At 71.9% G+C, this 18,676-nt stretch carries 15 protein-coding genes; 6 read left to right on the top strand and 9 right to left on the bottom strand.

Annotation, left to right across the window (positions count from 1 at the left end; genetic code table 11):
* Positions 1 to 39: 39 nt before the first annotated feature.
* Together U5C87_RS02050 and U5C87_RS02045 are read left to right on the top strand one after the other, a co-directional pair.
* Complete coding sequence (locus tag U5C87_RS02050; protein WP_330474982.1) at positions 40 to 516, top strand: heme-degrading domain-containing protein; 477 nt, start codon at positions 40 to 42, stop codon at positions 514 to 516.
* A gap of 154 nt (positions 517 to 670) precedes the next feature.
* On the top strand, positions 671 to 1,291 hold the full coding sequence (locus tag U5C87_RS02045) for a superoxide dismutase (protein WP_141822755.1): 621 nt from the start codon (positions 671 to 673) through the stop codon (positions 1,289 to 1,291).
* A gap of 55 nt (positions 1,292 to 1,346) precedes the next feature.
* Here U5C87_RS02045 and U5C87_RS02040 read toward each other — a convergent pair whose 3' ends face one another.
* The 7 genes from U5C87_RS02040 to U5C87_RS02010 all read right to left on the bottom strand — a co-directional run bounded on the left by U5C87_RS02040 (position 1,347) and on the right by U5C87_RS02010 (position 10,165).
* On the bottom strand, positions 1,347 to 1,946 hold the full coding sequence (locus U5C87_RS02040; protein ID WP_330474981.1) for a hypothetical protein: 600 nt from the start codon (positions 1,944 to 1,946) through the stop codon (positions 1,347 to 1,349).
* 10 nt (positions 1,947 to 1,956) lie between these two features.
* The gene (locus U5C87_RS02035; RefSeq protein WP_330476651.1) at positions 1,957 to 3,399 is read right to left on the bottom strand and encodes a pyridoxal phosphate-dependent decarboxylase family protein; all 1,443 of its coding nucleotides are present in this window, start codon (positions 3,397 to 3,399) and stop codon (positions 1,957 to 1,959) included.
* Between the two features lie 5 nt (positions 3,400 to 3,404).
* Positions 3,405 to 4,814 (bottom strand): MFS transporter, encoded by a 1,410-nt coding sequence (locus U5C87_RS02030; protein ID WP_330474980.1) that lies wholly within the window; start codon positions 4,812 to 4,814, stop codon positions 3,405 to 3,407.
* A 266-nt stretch (positions 4,815 to 5,080) separates the two neighbouring features.
* Positions 5,081 to 6,265: a galactokinase gene (gene galK / locus U5C87_RS02025; protein WP_330474979.1), complete on the bottom strand. Its 1,185-nt coding sequence runs from the start codon at positions 6,263 to 6,265 to the stop codon at positions 5,081 to 5,083.
* A complete protein-coding gene (gene galT, locus U5C87_RS02020) occupies positions 6,262 to 7,389 on the bottom strand; it encodes a galactose-1-phosphate uridylyltransferase (protein WP_330474978.1) in 1,128 nt (375 codons plus the stop codon). The genes galK and galT overlap by 4 nt, the downstream gene beginning before the upstream one ends.
* Positions 7,389 to 8,165, bottom strand: a complete 777-nt coding sequence (locus U5C87_RS02015) for a DeoR/GlpR family DNA-binding transcription regulator (protein ID WP_330474977.1) — start codon at positions 8,163 to 8,165, stop codon at positions 7,389 to 7,391. The genes galT and U5C87_RS02015 overlap by 1 nt, the downstream gene beginning before the upstream one ends.
* A gap of 2 nt (positions 8,166 to 8,167) precedes the next feature.
* Positions 8,168 to 10,165 carry a beta-galactosidase gene (locus U5C87_RS02010; RefSeq protein WP_330474976.1) on the bottom strand — a complete coding sequence of 666 codons (1,998 nt, stop codon included), beginning with the start codon at positions 10,163 to 10,165 and terminating at the stop codon, positions 8,168 to 8,170.
* A 387-nt stretch (positions 10,166 to 10,552) separates the two neighbouring features.
* Here U5C87_RS02010 and U5C87_RS02005 point away from each other — a divergent pair, with 387 nt between their 5' ends.
* The 4 genes from U5C87_RS02005 to U5C87_RS01990 are packed head-to-tail and all read left to right on the top strand — an operon-like array spanning position 10,553 to position 15,937.
* Positions 10,553 to 11,905 carry an ABC transporter substrate-binding protein gene (locus U5C87_RS02005; protein WP_330474975.1) on the top strand — a complete coding sequence of 451 codons (1,353 nt, stop codon included), beginning with the start codon at positions 10,553 to 10,555 and terminating at the stop codon, positions 11,903 to 11,905.
* Positions 11,906 to 11,921: 16 nt separating this feature from the next.
* Positions 11,922 to 12,815 carry a carbohydrate ABC transporter permease gene (locus U5C87_RS02000; protein ID WP_030198626.1) on the top strand — a complete coding sequence of 298 codons (894 nt, stop codon included), beginning with the start codon at positions 11,922 to 11,924 and terminating at the stop codon, positions 12,813 to 12,815.
* A gap of 1 nt (position 12,816) precedes the next feature.
* Positions 12,817 to 13,734: a carbohydrate ABC transporter permease gene (locus U5C87_RS01995; protein ID WP_330474974.1), complete on the top strand. Its 918-nt coding sequence runs from the start codon at positions 12,817 to 12,819 to the stop codon at positions 13,732 to 13,734.
* A gap of 1 nt (position 13,735) precedes the next feature.
* Positions 13,736 to 15,937, top strand: a complete 2,202-nt coding sequence (locus U5C87_RS01990) for an alpha-galactosidase (protein ID WP_330474973.1) — start codon at positions 13,736 to 13,738, stop codon at positions 15,935 to 15,937.
* Here the strand turns inward: U5C87_RS01990 and U5C87_RS01985 are convergent.
* Positions 15,910 to 17,655 (bottom strand): ABC transporter permease, encoded by a 1,746-nt coding sequence (locus U5C87_RS01985; RefSeq protein WP_330474972.1) that lies wholly within the window; start codon positions 17,653 to 17,655, stop codon positions 15,910 to 15,912. The two genes, U5C87_RS01990 and U5C87_RS01985, sit on opposite strands and share 28 nt — an antisense overlap.
* On the bottom strand, positions 17,652 to 18,659 hold the full coding sequence (locus U5C87_RS01980) for an ABC transporter ATP-binding protein (protein WP_330474971.1): 1,008 nt from the start codon (positions 18,657 to 18,659) through the stop codon (positions 17,652 to 17,654). Before U5C87_RS01980 ends, U5C87_RS01985 begins: the two co-directional genes overlap by 4 nt.
* Between the last annotated feature and the right edge of the window lie 17 nt (positions 18,660 to 18,676).

The following is an 18,676-nucleotide window of genomic DNA, read 5'->3' as shown; positions in this document are numbered from 1 at the left end:
CGTCGTGACGTCCTGACGGTCCGGGTGGACAATCAGGCGGTGACCGAGCACCCGACCCTCGACGAGCTCGCGGCCCAGGAGGCCCGGCTCGTCTTCGACCGCTTCGACGACGACACCGCGTGGGAGCTCGGCGTCGCCCTGCGCGAAGCCGCCTCTGCCGCAAAGGCGCCCGTGGCGATCTCGATCCGGCGCAACGGACAGCGCCTCTTCCACACGGCCCTGCCGGGCGCGACCGCCGACAACGACGGGTGGCTCGAGCGCAAGAGCGCCGTCGTGGACCGCTACAGCCACTCCTCCCTCTACGTCGGCGCGGAGTTCCGCGCGGGGGGCAAGACCTTCGAGGACAGCTCGCGGCTCGACCCGGGCCGCTACGCCGCGCACGGTGGCGCCTTCCCCGTCCTCGTCCGCGGCGTCGGCTGCATCGGCACGATCGCCGTGTCCGGTCTGCCGCAGCGCGAGGACCACTGGCTCGTCGTCGAGACCCTCGAGGTCTTCCTCGCCCGCGACCGCGCCTGAGCCCCTGTCGATTTGACCTCAACCGAGGTTGAAGTCGGAGGGTGGCCGAAGTGGGTACGTGACCCACAGCCCTGCTCACGGACACCCTTGTCTGCGCCCCGACGGCGCGGCATAGAGTGGACGGAGCCGGATGGTCTCCAGAAAGGAACGACAAGTGGCTTACACGCTTCCCGAGCTCGACTACGACTACGCCGCCCTCGAGCCCCACATCAGCGCTCGCATCATGGAGCTGCACCACAGCAAGCACCACAAGGCCTACGTCGACGGCGCCAACGCCGCCGTCACCAAGCTGGAGGAGCTGCGCGAGTCGGGCGACTACGCCGCCCTCAACGGTGTGGAGAAGAACCTCGCCTTCCACCTCGGTGGTCACACGAACCACTCGGTCTTCTGGAAGAACATGAGCCCCGACGGTGGTGGCCAGCCCGAGGGTGAGGTCGCCGCGGCGATCACCGAGTACTTCGGCGGGTTCGAGAAGTTCCAGGCGCACTTCAACGCCAACGCCAACGCGATCCAGGGCTCCGGCTGGTCGATCCTCGCGTGGGACACCATCGCCGAGCGGCCGCACATCATGCAGCTGTTCGACCAGCAGGGCAACATCCCCGTCGGTCAGATCCCGCTGCTCCAGCTCGACATGTGGGAGCACGCCTTCTACCTGCAGTACGAGAACGTCAAGGCCGACTACGTCAAGGCCTGGTGGAACGTCGTCAACTGGGAGGACGTCGCGGCTCGCCTCGAGCGTGCCAAGGCCACCAAGGGACTCATCCTCCCCGCCTGACCCCGCTCAGCACGCAAGGCGGTCACCCCCTCGAGGGTGACCGCCTTCGTCGTGCCTAGGCCTGCTCGTCGAGGCAGGCGATAGCGCGCTGCGCGGCCCGCTGCCCCGCCGCGAGGGTGTCGCCGGTCCACGTGACGCGGTCCCACGAGACGGGGGTCCTGTCGGAGACATCGACGCTCAGCGGGATCATCGCCACGGTTCCGTCCGTCTTGCGGGCCTGGTTGGTCAACGCCAGCGAGCGCGAGTGGTCTCCGTTCGGCCCCATCGCGGGGCTGCCGTCATCGTGCACGTACTTCCGGTCGACGCCCAAGACGTACCAGTCGCCCGTGTCGGTCGTCGCAGCGAAGACGTAGGCCGTCGCAGTGACAGCGCCCGGATGAGCGGCGATGGACATCCCGGCCCGGTCGACGAGAACCTTCGGGGCCGTGCCGCAGGCGAGCGCGGTCGCAGGAGGGTCCGGCGTGGCCGTGGGGCCACCGGCAGTGTTCGTCGTCTCAGTTGTCGCGGTCGTCGTGGTCGTCGTGGTCGTCGTGGTCGTCGTCACGGGTTTCGTCGCCGCCTGATCAAGGCCCGCCGACGCGGTGCACCCCGCCAGCGCGCCGACGACCAGGAGGAGTCCGACCGCGCGCCCACCGTTCCCCTGTGCGTTCGTCATGTGGTGGATGCTAGGCGAACGGCGCTGACGGTGTCGGGCGGGCGAGGCGGTCGACGACGCCGAGCAGCAGCAGCTCGCGCAGCTCGGGCGGCAGGGCGTCGAGCAGGGCGTTGACCGGGGCCATCCGTTCGGGCAGCACGAGCTCGCCGTCGCTGCCACCGAGCCCGGCCGCTGCGAGCAGCCCGGTGAACGTCGCCTCGTCGAGTGTGGCCGGGTCGATGGCCGAGGCCATCGCGACGAGCTCGGCCGGCGGGACGGCAGGTCCGGCCGCGCGGGCCGCCGCCGTCGCGTCGGCGAGGTCGGTGGCGATGAGGTCCGACGACGCGGCGGTCGCCGCGCTGAAGGTGAGGTGCAGGGTGGCAGGCAGGTCCCGGAAGCGCATCTGGGGCTGCACGAACCACCCGCGCTCGAGCATCCCGTCACTGATCGTGAAGACGTCGCACGAGTCGTCGGTGACGAGGGAGAGCAGGGTCGAGTCCGGGGGAGCCGCGACCGACAGACCGGGTATGCCGTCCACCGCGGTCGCGAGGTCGAGCGTGGCCTGGCGCGCGTCGCGGGCGAGCGAGGCGTAGCGGTCGGGCCCGATGTGGTGCACGACGGCCCAGGCCGCGGCGACCGGACCGCCCGACTTCGTCGACTGGGCCGTCGTGTTGAGCATCGTGTAGCCCGGCCACCGGGCCGAGGCGAAGAGGTGGGGGCGGCGCAGCTCGGCGGAGGCATGGAGCAGGACCGACACGCCCTTGGGGGTGTAGGCGTACTTGTGCAGGTCGAGCGACAGGCTCGTCACGCCGTCGACGCCGAAGGTCCACGGCAGCTGGCCCGGATCCGAGTCGCGCAGGTGGGGCAGCACCCACCCGCCGATGCACGCGTCGACGTGACAGCGCACGCCGGCGGCAGCGGCCGCTGCTGCGATCGGCTCGACCGGGTCGATGACGCCGTGGGCGTAGGAGGGCGCCGAGGCGACGACGAGCACGGTTCGGTCGTCGATCGCGGCCGCCATCGCCGCCGGGTCGGCCCGCTTCGTCACGGGGTCGACGTCGACGAGCACCGGCTCGACCCGGAGCCAGTGGGCCGCCTTGTGGAAGGCGGCATGCGCCGTCGTCGGCAGGACCATCCGCGGCTCGGCGACGTCGGGGCGGGCATCGCGGGCCGCGAGCACCGCGAGCAGGATCGACTCGGTGCCGCCGGAGGTCACGACGCCGGCGAAACCGTCCGGCGCGTCGACGAGCCGGCCGGCGATGCCGACGAGGTCGTTCTCCATCTGCAGCAGGGAGGGGAAGGCTGTCGGGTCGAGGCCGTTGGTCGAGGCGAAGGCGGCGAGGGCCTCGCGACCGATGGCGTCGGCCGAGGCCAGGCCCGAGTCGTAGACGTAGGCGAGCGTGCGACCACCGTGGGTCGGCAGGTCGCGGGCCCGCATGGCCTGCAGGGCGTTCCGGATCTCGTCGTGGTCCATCGCCGTCACGGCTCCTCGTCGTCGTCGCTGCTGTCCGCCGTTCGATGTATCTGCGCGGCCCCGGGGCCGCGCAGATACATCGAACCGGGGGTCGGGGGTGGGGCGAGGGGGAAGGCTCGGAGGGCCAGGAGGGAGACGGCGACGAGGACCGCCGGCACCAGCGAGAAGCCGAGGACGATGGCGGTCAGGGTGCGTTCGCCCTGGACCGCGACCCAGCCGGCCCCCGAGGACTCGTAGCCGCCGAGGGCCAGCACGGCGGCATACACGGCAGGTCCGAGGGCGAGGCCGAGCGTCTCGCCGGCCGTCCAGACGCCGGTGTAGAGGCCGACGCGGGTGCGGGCCTCGGCAGTCCGGCTCGCGACGTCGGCCAGCATGGCGAGCGGAAACATCTGCGCTCCGGCGTAGCCGATGCCGACGACCGCCACGCAGGCGTAGACCGCCGGCTCGGGCAGGGCTCGCAGCAGCACGAGGGCGAGCGCGCCACCACCGAGCAGCAGCGACGCGACGAGGTAGCCGGGCTTCTTGCCCCGAGCGGTGCCGAAGCGCTGCCACAGCGGCGTCACGACGAGGGCGGCCGCGACGAAGCAGACGAAGAGCAGCGTCGCCGACAGCGGCGTGCCGAGCACCCAGCGTGCGACGTAGTCGACGCCGGCGAGCATCGCGCCGGTCGCCAGGGCCTGGAGCACGAACGTCGTCAGCAGGAGCCGGAACGGCCTGTCGGAGCGGATGATCCGCAGCTGGTCGCCGAAGGTCGCACTCGTGACGACGCCGGTGCGGACCACCGCCGACCTGGTGCTGCGCCAGGCTCCCCACGCGCCGAGCGCGATGAGTCCGGCGACGAAGAAGCCGACGGCGCGATAGCCCGACTCGGGGCCGAGCGCGTCACGGATCGCCGGTGAGGCGCCGCCGCTGACAAGGATGGCGAGCGCGAGGATCGCGACCCGCCACGTCATGAGCCGGGTGCGCTCGTCGTAGTCGTCGGTGATCTCGGCCGGCATTGCGACGTAGGGCACCTGGAAGAAGCTGTAGGCCGTCGCGCAGGCGAGGTAGGCGACGGCGACCCACCCGGCGGCCAGCCACTGCGGCGCGGTGGGGCCGAGGAAGAGCAGCGCGAACGCCGCGGCGAGGAGCAGCCCGGCGCGGATGAGGAAGGGGCGGCGACGGCCGTCCGGGTGGGTCGAGCGGTCGCTGATCCGGCCCGCGACGGGGTTGAGCACGACGTCCCACGCCTTGGGGGCGAAGACGATGACGCCCGCCGCGGCGGCCGGCACCCCGAGCCGGTCGGTGAGGTAGGGCAGCAGGAGCAGTCCCGGCACGGTGCCGAACGACCCCGTCGCCACGGAGCCCAGGCCGTAGCCGCGACGCACCGAGGCGGGCAGGGGCGGGCTCGAGGCCGGCGTCGTCGCCGAGGTCATGCCCGCACCCTAGTGAGTGCGCGCACCCGGGTGGCCGCTTCGGCGTGGACCCGGTTCGCGCCCTCGCCCGCTGCCCGGCCGGCGCCCGAGTGCCCGGCCGTCCGTCGACTGCCCGGTCACCGGTCGACTGGCCCGGTATGCCGCGTCACTCGGTCACCGCGAGAGCAGCCGTGTCGCGTGGGGTCAGTCAGGCTGCGTCGGGCAAGCGTGCCGCGTCGGGGAGTGGGCACTCGACGGGCGTGTCGTCGAGTGCCCACTTCCGGACGTCAGGCGTCCCGGTGGGCGGGGCCCGAGGCGGTGACGGTGAAGGATGCCGGCGCGGTGAAGCCGGCCTCGTCGAAGGCCGCCGCGATCGCGTCGGCCACGGCGTCGGCCTCCGGCGCCCGCACGATGGCGATGCACGAGCCGCCGAAGCCGCCGCCGGTCATGCGGGCACCGAGGGCGCCCTGCGACCGTGCGGTCGCGGTCGCGACGTCGAGCTCGTCGCACGAGACCTCGTAGTCGTCCCGCAGCGAGGCGTGGGAGGCGTCGAAGAGCCGGCCGACCTCGCCGAGGTCGCCGGCCTCCAGCGCGGCGACCGCCTGGGTGACCCGCTCGATCTCGGTGACGACGTGGCGCACGCGGCGGCGCACCTCGTCGGAGCCGAGCTGCTCGAGAGCGGCGTCGAGCCCGGACGGGTCGATCTCGCGCAGCGTGTCGACGCCGAGGTCGCGCGCCGCGGCCTCGCAGGCGTCGCGCCGCGCGGCGTACTGTCCGTCGACGAGCGCGTGCTCGGCCCTGGTGTCGGTGACGAGCAGGACGTAGCCGGCGGCGTCGAGGTCGAAGGGCACCTGGCGGGTCTCGCCCGACCGGCAGTCGAGCAGCAGCGCGGCGGCCTCGTCGCACAGCAGCGACGCCGACTGGTCCATGCCGCCGGTCGGGGCGCCGGCGATCTCGTTCTCGGCCTCGACGCAGCGCGCCGCGAGCCGGGCCCGACCGTCGGCGGTGCCGAGCAGGTCGAGGTCGAAGAGGTCGCTCGCGGCCGCGGCCACGGCGCACTCGAGGGCAGCCGAGCTCGAGAGCCCGGCCCCGAGCGGCACGGTGGAGTCGACGAGCACGTCGAGCCCGCCGACGGGCAGGCCGTCGCGCCGCAGCGCCCACAGCACGCCCGCGACGTAGGAGCCCCAGCCGCCGGGCCGCTCGGGCGAGATGTCGTCGAGCGCGACCTCGACGACGCCGTCCTGCTGGGCGGAAGCCATCCGCAGGACGTCGTCGTCGCGTCGGGACACGGCGGCATACGTCCTGTGCGGCAAGGCGATCGGCAGGCACAGGCCGCCGTTGTAGTCGGTGTGCTCGCCGATGAGGTTGACCCGGCCGGGCGCCGACCACACGCCCGTCGGCGCGGCTTCGAAGGCCGCCTCGAAGGCGGAGGTCACGGCGTCGACGACCTCGCCAGGGGCGCGCTCGCTCACAGGGCCACCTCGCGCAGCCGGGCGGCGGCCCGCTCGGGGGCCACGTCGTTGACCCATCCGCCCACGCCCGACTCGGACCCCGCGAGGAACTTCAGCCGCCCAGGGCCGCGCAGCACCGACATCAGCTGCAGGTGCAGCCGGGAGACGTCACGGCCCACCCGCGCCGGCGCCTGCTGCCACGCGGCGATGTAGGGCAGCTTCACGGGCGAACCGTCCTCGCCCACGTAGTAGCGGTCGAGCCGCCCGAGCAGGTCGCGGTAGATGACGGCCAGCTCGTCGCGCTCGTCGTCGTCGAGGGCGACGAGGTCGGGCACGTCCCGGTGCGGGGCGAGGTGCACCTCGACCGGCCACCGCGCGGCGAAGGGGACGTATGCCGTCCAGTGCGTCCCCGAGACGACGACCCTCGAGCCGTCGGCGCGCTCGGCGGCGAGGATGTCGGCGCCGAGCAGCCGGCCGGTGCGCTCGTGGTGGCGGCGGGCCGCCTCCAGCAGCGCCTTGGTGCGGTCGGGCACGTAGGGGTAGGCGTAGATCTGGCCGTGCGGGTGCGGCAGGGTCACCCCGATCTCCTTGCCGCGGTTCTCGAAGGCGAAGACCTGCTCGACCTCGGGGATCGCGCCGAGGGCCTCGGTGCGCTGGGCCCACGTGTCGATGACGGTGCGCACCCGTTCGACCGGCAGGTCCTTGAACGAGGCCTCGTGGTCGCTCGTGAAGCACACGACCTCGCAGCGACCTACGGCCGGGCGGGTGCCGAAGATCCCCGTCGGGTCGGGGGCGTCGGCGCCGACCGAGGTGACGGCATACGACGGGAAGCGGTTCTCGAAGACGACGACCTGGTAGTCGCTCTCGGGGATCTCGGACGGCACCGAGCCGTGCCCGGCCGGGCAGAGCGGGCACTCGTCCTTGGGCGGCATGAAGGTGCGGTGCTGGCGGTGGGCCGCGACGGCCACCCAGTCGTCGACGAGCGCGTCGTGGCGCAGCTCGCCCGACTGGACCCGTGGCTCGACCGGGCGAGAGTCCTCGGCCGTGCGCTCGGGCGTGCCCGGCTCGTCGACGTAGATGATCTCGCGACCGTCGGCGAGGCTGCGCGACGTGAAACGGATCCCGGTCCGGCTGGGGGTGGACATCATGCCTCCGCGATCTCGAGGGAGCCGACGACCTCGCGGGCGGCGGCGCGGGCGCGCTCCGGGAAGGCGTCGTCGGTGACGAACAGGTCGACGTCGGCCAGGTCGGCGAAGGTGCTGAGCCCGACGGTGCCCCACTTCGAGGAGTCGGCGAGCAGGCACACGTGGCGAGCCGACGACACGAGCGCCCGGTTGGTCTCGGACTCGACGAGGTTGGGGGTCGTCAGGCCCGTGCGGTCGTCGACGCCGTGCGCGCCGAGGAAGAGCAGGTCGACGTGCAGCGCCCGCAGGGCCGCGACGGCGACGGGGCCGACGAGGGCGTCGGACGGGGTGCGCACGCCGCCCGTCAGCACGACCGTCTGCCCGGGGGCGCCGGACTCGTGCAGCAGCTGCGCCACGGGGACGGAGTTCGTGACGACGGTCAGCTGGGGGATGTCCTTGACCGCACGGGCGAGCTGGTAGGTCGTCGTGCCGGCCGAGATGCCGATAGCGCTGCCGACCTCGACGCGCTGCGCGGCGGCACGTGCGATGGCCTGCTTCTGCGCCAGCTGGAGCAGCGACTTGGCCGAGAAGCCCGGCTCCTCGCTGCTGCGCGCGTCGCCGAGCGCCAGGGCACCGCCGTGCACCCGCTCGAGCAGACCGTCGCTCGAGAGGCGCTCGATGTCGCGGCGGATCGTCATGTCGGACACGCCGAGACGCTCGACGAGGTCGGAGACCTTGACCGCTCCCGACTCCTCGACGAGCTCGAGGATGACGGAGCGCCGCTGGCTGGCGAGCATCGTCAGTCCTCCCTGAGCACGGCCACGCCACCGGGGGCGAGGCGGACCGGGCCGTCGACAGGGGCGTCCGCGACGAGGTCGTACCCGTTCGCGGCGACGACCTGCTCCGCGTCGGTGTGGTTGAGCAGGAAGAGCCAGGACCGGGTGCCGTCGCTGCGCCGCGTCGTCTCGACACCGCGTGGGAGGTCGGCCACCGCGGGCTCGACCCCGCCGGCGGAGAGGACGTCGTCGAGCAGGGCGCCGAGGGTCGCCTCGTCGGGGAGCGTGCTGAGGTACCAAGCGGATCCGGCGTCGCCCTCGCCCGCCCGACGCGTTACCGCGGGGCGGCCGACGAGGGGGCCCGCGGCATACGTCGTCACGACCTCGGTGCCGGGGAGGGCGGTCACGTCCTCGCTCCACCACGTGCCGGTGCCGTCGGCGAGGGCGACGGTGCCGCCGGGGCCGAGCGGGAAGAACTCCTCGACGCGGACGCCGAGCAGGTCGCGGAACGCACCGGGGTAGCCGCCGAGGCGCACGTGGTCGTCCTCGTCGCTGATGCCGGAGAAGTAGGTGACGACGACCTGGGTGCCCGCCTCGGCCGCGGCCGCCACGCCCGCCGCGTGCTCGTCGGTGACGAGGTAGAGCTGCGGCACGACGACGACGGCGTATGCCGTGAGGTCGGCCGAGGGGTGCACGACGTCCGCCGTGACCCCGCGGTCGTGGAGCGACCGGTGGATCGCCTGCGCAGCCGTCAGCGCGTCGAGCTCGGAGCTCGGCATGCACGGCCCCTCGGCGGCCCAGATCGCCTGGTAGTCATGGAGGATCGCGACGCGTGACTCGACCCGGCTGCCGACGAGCTCGCCGAGACGGCCGGCGATGCGACCGAGCTCCTCGACCTCGCGGAAGCGCGCGCTGTTGGCGCCGGCGTGGGGCACGACGGCGCTGTGGAACTTCTCCGAGCCGGCCCGCGACTGGCGCCACTGGAACCAGCCGATCGTGTCGGCGCCGCGGGCCACGTGCGCGAGCGCGTCGCGGATCGTCTGGCCGAAGTCCTTGGCGTGGTTGGTCGGCTGCCAGTTGACCGCGCTCGTCGAGTGCTCCATGAGCATCCACGGCGCGCCGCCGGCGAGACCGCGCGTCAGGTCGCCGCTGTAGGCGAGCTCGGCGCGCGGGTGGGGCAGTGCGTCGACGATGTAGTGGTCGGTGCTGACGACGTCGACGAGGGGCGTCCACTGCGTGTAGTCGAGGTGGCGGAAGTGGTCGAGCGTCATGAAGTTCGTCGTGACCGGCACGCCGGGGGAGAGCTCGTCGAGGACGGCGCGCTCGGCCCGCAGGTGCTCGAGCAGGGCGTCGGAGCTGAAGCGCTTGTAGTCGAGGACGTGGGTAGGGTTGTTGAACGTCGTCGACCGGCGCGGCGGCAGGATCTGCTCCCAATCGGTGTAGCGCTGGCTCCAGAAGGCCGTGCCCCACGCGTCGTTGAGCACGTCGAGGCCCTCGTAGCGGCGCTGGAGCCAAGTGCGGAAGTGGCGCGCGCACTCGTCGCAGTAGCAGGGCAGGTTGTGGCAGGCGTACTCGTTGGAGACGTGCCACATCGCGAGGGCCGGGTGCTCGTGGTAGCGCGTGGCCAGCTGCCGGGTCAGGGCGACGGCGTACTCGCGGAAGACGGGCGAGGTGGGGCACCACGTCTGGCGGCTGCCCGGCCAGAGCGTGTGGCCGTCGACGTCGACGGGGAGGATCTCGGGGTGCGCGGCCGAGAGCCACGGGGGCGGGGTGGCCGTCGCGGTCGCGAGGTCGACGGCGATGCCGCCCGCGTGCAGCTTGTCGAGGATCGTGTCGAGCCACTCGAACTCGTACTCGCCCTTGGCCGGCTCGAGCCAGCTCCACGAGAAGATGCCGAGGCTGACGAACGAGATGTTGGCTCGCTGCATCAGCTCGATGTCCTCGTCCCAGACAGGGCGGGGCCACTGCTCGGGGTTGTAGTCGCCACCGAGTGCCAGGGTCTTCGTCGGCCATGAGCGCATGGGACACAGGGTGTCGCCTCGCTCGGCGCGATGTCAACATTTTCAAACACATTCGTCGCGAGGTGTCGCGGGTCGACTTGGGGGAGCCGACGGGCGGCGCGGCCGATGGGGCGGCGGCCGCCTCACCGCGCCGACCGGGAGGGGCCAGGAGGCCTCGATGCCCTTGTTTGTGCACGAATTCCGTTTACAACGGTGTAAATCCGCGAGGGGTACGGACGGGCAGGTCTCGGTTCGGTCGCGGACTTCCGCGGGTCTGGACGAATCCCTTGACAGCGCCACCGTGCGCCGACATCCTCTGTTTGTTGTTGGAGGTTTCTGGTGACGGATGTTCGACTCTGTCCCCTTCACCCGACAACGAACCCGGCACAGCGTCAAAGGAGACCGCACATGACCCGCCCCACGAGCGAGGCCGAGTACCTGGCCCGCATGGTTCCCCCCTCCGTCCGCGGCGTCGACCGCCGGACCCTGCTGCGCGGCGCCCTCGGCGTCGGCGCCCTGCTCGGAGCCGGCGGCCTCGCTGCCTGCAGCTCGGGCAGCACCGGCAGCTCCGGCGTCCCGACCGGTGCCGTGACCGGCACCGTCACCCTCGGCTCCAACCAGTCGGACGCGGTCCCCAAGGCGGCCGTCCAGTCCGTGATGGACGCCTTCCAGAAGGCCAACAGCGGCCTGACGGTCAAGATCAACACCGTCGACCACAACTCCTTCCAGGAGAACATCAACAACTACCTGCAGGGCTCGCCGGACGACGTCTTCTCGTGGTTCGCCGGGTACCGCATGCAGTTCTTCGCAGAGAAGGGTCTCGTCGGCGACATCTCCGACGTGTGGGCCAACATGACCGGCATGTCCGACGCGCTCAAGAAGGCCTCGACCGGCGCCGACGGCAAGCAGTACTTCGTGCCCATGACGAACTACCCGTGGGCGGTCTTCTACCGCAAGAGCGTCTTCCAGGAGAAGGGCTACGAGGTCCCCAAGACCCTCGATGACCTCAACGCCCTCGGCGCGCAGATGAAGAAGGACGGTCTGGCCCCGATCGCCTTCGGCGACAAGGACGGCTGGCCCGCCATGGGCACGTTCGACCAGATCAACCTCCGCGTCAACGGCTACGACTTCCACGTCAGCCTGATGGCCGGCAAGGAGGACTGGACCAACCCCAAGGTCAAGAAGGTCTTCGACACCTGGGCCGGCATCCTCCCGCTGCACCAGTCGGACTCGCTCGGCCGCACGTGGCAGGAGGCGGCCCAGTCGCTCCAGCAGAAGAAGTCCGGCATGTACGTCCTCGGCTCGTTCCTCGCCCAGCAGTTCACCAAGGGCGCCGAGCAGGACGACCTCGACTTCTTCGGCTTCCCCGAGATCGACTCGACCATCGGCACGGACGCCGTCGAGGCACCGATCGACGGCTACATGATGAGCGCGCGGCCCAAGAACGAGGGCGCTGCCAAGAAGCTGCTCCAGTACATCTCGCAGCCCGAGGCCCAGCTCCTCGCCCTCAAGGCCGACCCGAGCGTCATCGCGACGAACGACAAGGCCGACACGAGCGGCTACACCGCCCTGCAGAAGAAGTCCGCCGAGTTCGTCAAGTCGGCCAAGTCGATCACGCAGTTCATGGACCGCGACACGCGCCCGGACTTCGCGTCGACGGTCATGATCCCGGCGATCCAGAGCTTCATCAAGAACCCGAAGGACATCGACGGCCTGTGCACCAGCATCCAGGCCCAGAAGAAGAGCATCTTCGGTTCCTGACAGGAGGCGACTGACCATGGCGAGCAAGCGCAGGTACAGAGGCATCGACCAGCTCTCCGCACGCGACAAGATCGTCGTCGCGCTCATGGTCGTCGTGCCGACCCTCTTGGTCCTCTGGCTCGTCTGGCTTCCGGCGATCGGCTCGGTCCTGCTCTCCTTCACCAACTGGGACGGGATCGGGCCGCTCTCCGGCATCAAGTCGGTCGGGCTGCAGAACTACCGGGACATCGCGACGATCTATCCGCCGTTCTGGCCGGCGATCCAGCACAACCTCATCTGGCTGGCGGTGATGTTCTTCATCGCCACCCCGCTCGGCATGCTCTTCGCGATCCTCGTGGACCGCGGGGTGGCCGGGACGCGGTTCTACCAGACGAGCATCTATCTCCCGGTGGTGCTGTCCCTGGCCCTCATCGGCTTCATCTGGCAGCTGATCTACTCGCGTGACCAGGGCCTGCTCAACGCGATCACGGGTGGCACGACCGACTGGTACGGCGACCCGGACGTCAACCTGTGGGCGGCCCTCGTCGCGGCGACGTGGCGCCACTCCGGCTACATCATGCTGCTCTACCTGGCCGGCCTCAAGGGCGTCGACCCGTCGCTGCGCGAGGCCGCCAAGATCGACGGCGCGAGCGAGACGACGACCTTCTTCCGGGTCGTCTTCCCGGTCATGCGACCGATCAACATCATCGTCCTCGTCGTCACCTTCATCGAGTCGCTGCGTGCCTTCGACCTCGTGTGGGTCATCAACAAGGGCCGCAACGGGCTCGAGCTCATCTCGACCCTCGTCACCCAGAACGTCGTCGGGGAGGCGAGTCGCATCGGCTTCGGGTCGGCGCTCGCGACGATCATGCTCGCCATCTCGAGCGTGCTCGTCTTCATCTACCTGCGCATCGCCATGAAGGAGGACTGACATGTCCGTCACTGCCGACCCGGTCGAGGACCGGACGCAGGCGCTGCTCAAGCCTCGCGAGGGCGGTCCGCAGTCGGGGCGTCGCTGGTTCCTGCCGGTGATCCTCACGGTCATCTCGCTCATCTGGCTGTTCCCGCTGCTGCTCGCGCTCGTCAACTCCTTCCGCGACTACGCGTTCACCGCCAAGAACGGCTACATCTCGTGGGGCGGTTTCACGCTCGACAACTACAAGAACGCGTGGAGCCAGGGCGACTTCGGCCTGCACTTCTGGAACTCCTTCATCATCACGGTCCCGGCCGTGGTGCTGACGCTGTTCCTCTCGGCATGCGTCGCCTTCGTCGTCGCGCGCTTCTCGTGGAAGATCAACCTCGCGCTCCTCGGCTTCTTCATGGCCGCGAACCTGCTGCCGCCCCAGGCGCTGCTCATCCCGGTCTACCGGATGTTCCGCGCCATCGAGGTGCCGTTCTGGTTCAGCGAGTCGGGCACGCTGCTCAACAGCTTCCAGGGACTCATCCTCGTCAACGTCGCGTTCCAGACGGGCTTCTGCGCCTTCGTGCTCAGCAACTACATGAAGGCGCTGCCCAAGGAGCTCTACGAGTCGGCCGTCATCGACGGCGCGAGCGTGACGCGGCAGTTCTTCCAGATCACCCTGCCGCTCTGCCGTCCGGCCCTGGCCGCCCTGGCCGTGCTGCAGACGACCTGGATCTACAACGAGTTCTTCTGGGCCACGGTGCTGCTCCAGCAGGGCGACAAGTACCCGGTGACGAGCTCGCTCAACAACCTCCGGGGACAGTTCTTCACCGACAACAACCTCGTTGCGGCAGGGTCGATGATCATCGCGATCCCCACCCTGGTGATCTTCTTCGTGCTCCAACGACACTTCGTGGCGGGCCTGACGCTCGGCGCGACCAAGGGATGACGTGACAGACCTGTTCGACCAGTCCATCGTCCACCTGGAGTCCGCCGGGACCGCGCTCGTGCTCGAGCCGCGCCCCGGCGGCTCCGGCCTGCCCGAGGTGCTCCACTGGGGTCCCGTGCTCGAGGGCGGGGCGAGCGCGTATGCCGCCCTGGCCGCGCTCACGACGGCGCCGCGGCCCCCGAGCTCGCTCGACGAGCCGTGGCCGCTCACGGTGCTGCCGGGCGAGGCCGACGGCTGGGAGGGCACGCCCGGCTGGGCGGGCCACCGGGCCGGCAGCGCCGGCGCCGTGCGCTGGCACGACGTCACCTGCGCGGCCGAGGGCGGCGCGATCGTGACGCGCGCGAGCTCGCCGGACGGCATACGCCTCGAGCTGCGGCACGCGCTCGACGAGCACGGCGTGCTCCGCGTCGACGCGTCTGTCACCAACACGGGCGAGGACTCCGTCCCGCTCGACGTCGCCGCGCTGCGGGCGCTCCTGCCGCTGCCGCTGCGCGCCGACGAGATCCTCGACCTCACCGGCCGCTGGTGCCGCGAGCGCTCGCCGCAGCGCAGCGCCCTCGACCACGGCACCCACCTGCGGGCGAGCCGTCGTGGTCGCACCGGCCACGACGCCACCCTGCTCCTCATGGCCGGCACCCGCGGGTTCGACTGGGGCAGTGGCGAGGTCTGGGCCGTGCACACCGCGTGGAGCGGCAACCACGAGCACCTCGTCGAGGCCCTCCCCGAGGGCGCGGGCCGCCACCACGCCGTCATCGGCGGCGGCGAGCTGCTCGCACCCGGCGAGGTCCGTCTCGCGCCGGGGGAGTCGTATGCCGCCCCGACGGTCGTCTTCGTCCACTCCACCGACGGTCTCGACGGCCTCTCGCGCCGCCTCCACCGCAGCCTCCGCGCCCGCGCCGGGCACCCCACGCGACCGCGACCCGTCGTGCTCAACACGTGGGAGGCCGTCTACTTCGAGACCGACCTCGGCCAGCTGAAAGCCTTGGCCGACAAGGCCGCCCGTATCGGGGTCGAGCGCTTCGTCCTCGACGACGGCTGGTTCGGCGGCCGGCGGCACGACCGCGCCGGGCTCGGCGACTGGGTCGTCTCGACCGACGTGTGGCCCGAGGGCATGCACCCCCTCGTCGACCACGTGAAGGGACTCGGCCTCGAGTTCGGGCTGTGGTTCGAGCCCGAGATGGTCAACGAGGACAGCGACCTCGTCCGCGAGCACCCGGATTGGGTGCTCGGGCCGGCCGCCGGTGCGCCGCGCGAGTGGCGCTGGCAGCAGCTGCTCGACCTCACCAACCCCGCCGCCTACGACCAGCTGCTCGAGCGGATCAGCGGACTCGTCGCCGACCTCGGCATCGACTACATCAAGTGGGACCACAACCGCGACCTCCTCGAGGCCGTGCACACGGTCCGCGACCCCGGTGCCCCCGGAGGTCGGCGGGTCGACGCCGTCGCCGTCCACGAGCAGACGCTCGCCTACTACCGCCTCCTCGACGACCTCCGGGCCCGTCACCCGCGGCTCGAGATCGAGTCGTGCAGCAGCGGCGGCGCGCGCGTCGACCTCGAGGTGCTCGACCACACCGACCGCATCTGGACGAGCGACTGCAACGACGCGCTCGAGCGGGCGAACATCCAGCGCTGGACGAGCCTGCTCGTGCCGGCCGAGCTCATGGGCACGCACATCGGCCCGGCGACGGCGCACACGACGCACCGCACCGTCGACCTCGGCTTCCGCATGCTCATGGCGCTCCAGGGCCACCCGGGCCTCGAGTGGGACATCACGACGTGCTCCGACGACGAGCTCGACGCCCTCACGAGGTGGACGGCGCTCGCGCGCGAGCTGCGTCCGCTGCTCCACACCGGTGACCTCGTGCGCTCCGAGAGCCCTGACGGCACGGTGCTCGTGACGGGCACGGTCGACGCGGACCGCAGCCACGCGGCATACACGATCGCCCGGCTCGTGACGGGCCGCGACGCGGTGACCGGCTCGCTGCCGCTCCCGGGCCTCGACCCCAGCCGGTCGTATGCCGTCCGCGTCCGTGCCGAGGCCGGGCTTCCCGCCGTCGTGCAGCACCAGGGTCCGCCGTGGTGGGACCTGGCGCTCACCGACGAGGGCCTCGTCGTGCCGGGCTCGGTCCTGGTCGGGGTGGGGCTGCCCGTGCCGGTCGTCGGACCGGCCCAGGGCTACCTCCTCGATGTCCGGGCGGTGTGACCGGACTCCCTCGCCTCCCAGCGGAACCGGCGTGACAGCACCACGGCGGCAACGGCGGTCCACGCCACGAGCACGCCGAGGTGGCCGAACGCCAGGCCCGTACCGGTGACGTCCGGCGCGAGCGCCTCGGTCATGGCCGCCGAGGCGTGCCGCAACGGGAAGAACCACGAGACCCACTCGAGCACGGTCGGGAACTTCGCTCCGACGACGAAGATGTCGGAGACGAAGGCGAGCGGCAGGAGCGTGCCGAGGGTGACCCCGATGACCGCCTGGGCCGAGCGGACGAACGTCATGACGGCCTGGCCGACGACGGCGCAGCAGACCGTGGCGACGACGAGGGTCAGGACGGCCGCCGCCAGCCCCGGCGGCCACGCGGGCCGGTAGGCGAGCGCGGTCAGCACGGCGATGGCCAGGCCCGTCACGAGGGCGACACCGACCGCTCCGGCGACGCGCCCGGTGACGAGCGCCGCCGCCGGCAGGGGAGTGCCGCCGGTGCGCTTGAGCACGCCGCGCTCGCGGTCCTCGGCCAGGCCCTGCGGCATGTTGACGTAGGCCGTCACGGCCGCGCCGTAGACCGCCATCGCTCCGGCGTAGAACGTGCTGAGCGCCAGGCCGCTCGCCATCAGCCGGTCACCGCCACCGTTGACGGACGGGATGATGGCGACGAGGACGACGGGGAACGCCACCGCGAAGAAGACGGCCGACGCACCGCGCCACAGGAGCGCCTGCGCGTGCCGCAGCTGGTCGACGAGCAGCTCGACGACAGAGGGCGATCCGCTGCGACGGGGGACGGCGTCCGCGGCCAGGCGGCGGGCCCGGGCGCCCACGTGCGCACCCACTTTCGCGCCCGCGTGGGCACCGGTCGCGACGGCCACGCGCCGACCGCGTGCGGTGCTGCGCTCCTCGTCGCGGCGCAGCAGCGCCGTGGCCACGACGGCCCCGAGCAGCCCCCAGAGCGCGATGACCGCGAGGTGGCCCGCCTGGAAGCCCGAGCCCGTGAGGTAGGGGTTGAGCGCATCGGCGAAGATCGCGGTCAAGTGCTTGAGCGGGAAGATCCACCCGAGCGTCGACAGGGCCGGCGGCATCGTCGCGCCGACCATGAACATGTCGCTGACGAAGGCGAGCGGGATGACGACGCCGTTGCTCACCGCGAGCGTCAGCTGCATCGTCGGCAGGGCCGTCGCCAGCGCGAGACCGAGCGCGCTGAAGCTGGCCGACGCGAGCACCAGCGTCACGAGCACCGCGACCATCGAGCGCCCGGGCAGCACGAGGCCGTAGAAGAGGACCCCGGTCACGAGCACGAGCGCGGTGGCGACGAGCCCGAGGACGAGCGCCGCGCACACCCGGCCGCCGACGAGGACCCAGCGCGGGACCGGTGTGCCGGCCTGGCGCTTGACGACGCCGGTGGCGCGGGCCTCGGCGAGTCCGACGGCGAGGAACGAGAACGTCGCCATGACGACCCCGAACGAGGCCATGCCCGGTGCGAGGAACTGGACGAGCCGCACGCCCTGCACCGGGTCGAGCACCTCGTTGCCGATGAGCGCCGACAGCAGGACGAAGAAGAGCAGGGGCAGGCCGATGCTGAGGATGAGCGTGACCGGCGTGCGGACGAGGCTGACGAGCTCGTGCCGCGTCTGGCGCCCGAGCATGGCGGCCTCCGCGACGTGCGGACTGCCGGTTCCGGTGCCTGCGCCCGGCCGCGCGGCGAGGGCGGTCATGACCGGGCCTTCGTGCGGGCCGCCGTGCGCGTGAGTGGCCCGTGCGGGTCGGCCGGGTCGGCCGAGCCGGAGTCGGGGTGGGGGTCGGGGTCGGAGCCGTTCCGGCCGGCCTCGCCGACGAGGTCGAGGTAGACGTCCTCGAGCCGCGGGCGCATGAGGGTCAGGGCCTCGAGCTCCTCGCCGCGGCCGAGCGCCCATGTGGCGAGGGCCGCGACGTCGGCCGTCGGGGTCTCGGTGCGCACCTCCACGACGCTGCCCGCGACGCGGCGTTCGAGGCCGAGCGGGGGCAGGTCCTCGGGCTCGAGGCCGGCCGGGAGGCGGAAGGAGATGACCGTCGCCGCGCCAGCGGCCTTGGCCAGCTCGTCGGGGGTGCCCTCGGCCAGGACCGTGCCGTGGTCGATGACGACGACGCGGTCCGCGAGGTGCTCCGCCTCGTCGAGGTAGTGCGTCGTCAGCAGGATCGTCGCGCCGAGGTCGCGCAGTCCCTCGACGAGCTCCCACGCCCGCCGACGGGCCGACGGGTCGAAGCCCGTCGTCGGCTCGTCGAGGAAGAGCACGTCCGGGTCGCCGACGATGCCGAGCGCGAGGTCGAGTCGGCGCCGCTGGCCACCCGAGAGGGTGCGCACGCGCGCGTCGGCCTTCTCTTCGAGGCCGGTGAGGGTGATGACGTCGGCGACCGGGCGCGGGTGCGGGTAGTAGCCCGCGTGCAGCCGCAGCAGCTCCCGGGGAGTGAAGCTGTCCTCGAAGCCCGCCTCCTGCAGCACGACCCCGATGTGCTCGCGGAAGGCCCGGCCGCCCGAGCCCGGGTCGTGCCCGAGCACCGACACGGTGCCGCCGTCGCGGGTCCGGTAGCCCTCGAGGACCTCGACCGTCGTGGTCTTGCCCGCGCCGTTGGGCCCGAGCAGGGCGACGACCTCGCCCTCCTGCACCGTCAGGTCGATGCCGTCGACCGCGGCGACCTCCCCGTAGACCTTGCGCAGCCCGCGCACCTCGATGGCGGCCATGCTCCTCGCCTCCCGAT

It is taken from the genome of Terrabacter sp. C0L_2 (genome assembly GCF_036352015.1).
Lineage (GTDB): Bacteria > Actinomycetota > Actinomycetes > Actinomycetales > Dermatophilaceae > Terrabacter > Terrabacter tumescens.
This window is presented reverse-complemented; position numbering and strand designations above follow the sequence as displayed.